This window comes from Acidovorax sp. KPB24-03 (assembly GCF_057546605.1).
In genome coordinates this window covers 1-2,807 of record NZ_BAAJYR010000440.1, presented here as the reverse complement: position 1 = coordinate 2,807, position 2,807 = coordinate 1, and the positions used below count along the sequence as shown (strand labels likewise).

At 68.9% G+C, this 2,807-nt stretch carries 3 protein-coding genes and 1 pseudogene; 2 read left to right on the top strand and 2 right to left on the bottom strand.

Features of this window, described 5'->3' with window-relative positions:
* The first annotated feature begins 173 nt into the window (after positions 1 to 173).
* Together AC27KI_RS22235 and AC27KI_RS22230 are read left to right on the top strand one after the other, a co-directional pair.
* The gene (locus AC27KI_RS22235) at positions 174 to 533 is read left to right on the top strand and encodes an FKBP-type peptidyl-prolyl cis-trans isomerase (protein WP_272568163.1); all 360 of its coding nucleotides are present in this window, start codon (positions 174 to 176) and stop codon (positions 531 to 533) included.
* A 221-nt stretch (positions 534 to 754) separates the two neighbouring features.
* On the top strand, positions 755 to 1,834 hold the full coding sequence (locus AC27KI_RS22230) for a TIGR03118 family protein (RefSeq protein ID WP_487115873.1): 1,080 nt from the start codon (positions 755 to 757) through the stop codon (positions 1,832 to 1,834).
* Between the two features lie 63 nt (positions 1,835 to 1,897).
* Here AC27KI_RS22230 and AC27KI_RS22225 read toward each other — a convergent pair whose 3' ends face one another.
* Together AC27KI_RS22225 and AC27KI_RS22220 are read right to left on the bottom strand one after the other, a co-directional pair.
* Positions 1,898 to 2,389: a hypothetical protein gene (locus tag AC27KI_RS22225; protein WP_487090828.1), complete on the bottom strand. Its 492-nt coding sequence runs from the start codon at positions 2,387 to 2,389 to the stop codon at positions 1,898 to 1,900.
* A gap of 168 nt (positions 2,390 to 2,557) precedes the next feature.
* Positions 2,558 to 2,807 (bottom strand): annotated as a pseudogene (locus AC27KI_RS22220) (cation acetate symporter); the annotation flags it as partial.

The following is a 2,807-nucleotide window of genomic DNA, read 5'->3' as shown; positions in this document are numbered from 1 at the left end:
CTGGGTCGCGGCGCGGGTCAAGAAGTAAGTCGAACAAGCCGGCGCGAGGCCCCTCCAGCGTCCGCCACCCTGCCTGACCCGCGCGCTGCGCGGGTTTTGGTCTTTTAGGTCCCAGCGCAATAAGCACTAGGGCATATCGCTATCATTTAAGTAGCACTTCGAAAGGAACACCCATGGCATTCACCACCACCCCCTCCGGCCTGCAATACGAAGACACCGTCGTGGGCGAAGGCGCCGAGGCCACGCGCGGCAACCACGTCAGCGTGCACTACACCGGCTGGCTCTACAACAACGGCGAGCAAGGCGCCAAGTTCGACTCCAGCCGCGACCGCAACGATCCGTTCGAGTTCGGCCTGGGCGCCGGCATGGTGATCAAGGGCTGGGACGAAGGCGTGCAGGGCATGAAGGTGGGCGGCCAGCGCACGCTGATCATTCCCGCCGCCCTGGGCTACGGTGCCCGCGGTGCCGGTGGCGTGATCCCGCCGAACGCCACGCTGAAGTTCGACGTCGAGCTGCTCGGCGTCGGCGGCTGATCGGCGCGGCGCGGTCCGCACCGAGACCGGCGCCCGGTGGGCGCCGCCTCCCCCCAAAGGGCTGTGCCTTCGCAAGAAGGCATGGCCCTTTTTCCATGTGGAGCGCCCTTGCCTGCCCGCCAGCGCTTGCATTTTCTTTTCACTGCCCCCCACAACCTTTGGCAACGCAGTCCGCACTCACGACGGCAGAAAAATGACTGCGATCTTCCAACGGAGCAATCTTGAAAATATCCAGAATCTTGTGGGGTGCGGTGCCGGCGACGGCGTTGGTGCTGGCCGGCTGCGGCGGGAGCGACGCCCCGCCGACGGTCACCTCCTTCACGGCCAAGGCCGTGGTGTCCGACGGCAGCATTGCAGGCACGCAGACCGATGCCAACCTGAAGAACGGCTGGGGCATCGCCTTCAACCCGAACGGCTTCGTCTGGGTGACCGCCACGGCCACGCAGAAGTCCACGCTCTATGACGGCAACGGCGTGCCGCAGACCCTGGTGGTGACCGTGCCCCCGGCCGGCAGCGCTCCGGCCAACCCCACCGGCATCATCTTCAGCGGCACCAGCAGCTTCCCGGTCACCAAGAACGGCGTGACCGGCCCCAGCCGCTTCGTGTTTTCCAGCGAGGACGGCAGCCTCTCCGGCTGGAGCCCGGCAGCCGATCTGGCCAATGCCATCGTGACCTACCGGGACGGCGGCGGCGCGGTCTACAAGGGCCTGGCCGTGGCCACCCGCAGCGGCGCGGACTTCCTGTATGCCACCGACTTCCGCAACAACAAGATCGACGTGTTCGACACCAGCTTCCAGAAGGTGCAGCTGGCGGGCAGCTTCGCCGACCCGCAGCTGCCGGCCAACTATGCGCCCTATGGCATCCAGACCATCGGCACGCGCATCTACGTGACCTATGCGCAGCAGGACGCCAACCGGCGCAACGCCGTGGCCGGCGCCGGCCTGGGCGCGCTGAACGCCTTCAACACCGACGGCACGCTGGCGCAGCGCATCGTCACGCCCGGCGCCACGCTCAACGCACCCTGGGGCATCGCCCAGGCGCCTGGCAACTTCGCCGGGGCCAGCAGCCGCCTGATCATCGCCAATGAAGGCGACGGCACGCTGCAGGCGTTCGACCCCGCAACGGGCGAATGGAACGGCGCCCTGGCGCAAAAGGACGGAACGACCCTGCAGCTGGACGGCGTGCGTGGCATCGCGTTCGGCAACGGCCTGAACCAGCAGCCGCTGAACACGCTGTTCTATGTGGCGGGGCCGAACAAGGGCGTGAACGGCGCCTACGGCCGCGTGGACGTGCAGCCCTGATCCACGCCTTCCTGCCGCATCGCCACGGCGCTGCGGCAGGACCGGCCCGCTGCGCAGGGCCGGTCAGCCGAACAGCGCCCGCTCCAGGCGCCGGTATTTTTCATCGCCCACCAGTTCGCGGATCTTCGGCGCCAGTGCGGCGAGGTCGTCGAAACTGCGTGCGCCCTCGACCGCCAAGTTCAGCCGAAAGCCGCGCAGCCCCAGGCTGGACGTGATTTCCGTGGCGATCGGATAGGCCGCTTGGTAGCGCTCCATGGGCGAGGATGACTCGCCCGTTGCCGGGGCCGCGCCCGGCGCGCCCGCCGGGGCCGGCATGCCCTCGGGCGACGCGTTCTGCAGGTTGGGCGCACTGCCGTCCGGCAACGACAGCAGGCCCTGCCCGACCATCGCCAGCACGTCGTCCATGCCGATGCCCATGGTCGCGGTGGCCGCCAGCACCTGTGCCAGCGTGCGCTTGCCATCGAACAGGATGAAGGCCGAACGCTGCCGCGAGGTCAGCGCGCCGTGGCGGTCCTTGAGGGCCAGATGGCCTGCAGATGTCTTGACGAGTAGCACGGTTCCCCCTGATCGTTTTCGGCGGCGTCGGGGGCACGGGCCCGTCCGATGGTTGGGCGCAGCGTCGCACGCGGTCGGGGCTTTGTGAATCCGGGTTTATCCATAACCACCATCCCCGCCCGCATCGCCGCGAGCCCCAGCGTGCGCCGTGGCGCGCGCACCCGCCGTTCACATCCCCGGCAGGCGCGAATGGACCGACGGGCCCGCCCCCGGCGCCCGCGTGAGCAGGCTCACCAGCCACGCGGTCGCAAGGCCCACCGGCACGCCGAACACGCCGGCCGAGATCGGCTGGATGCCGAACCACAGGCCGTCCGCCAGCAGCACGGCAGGCACCACGGCGCGCACGGCCTCCACATGCGACAGCAGGTAGTACACGGTCACGCCCAGCCCGCACAACATGCCGGCCACCGCGCCCTGC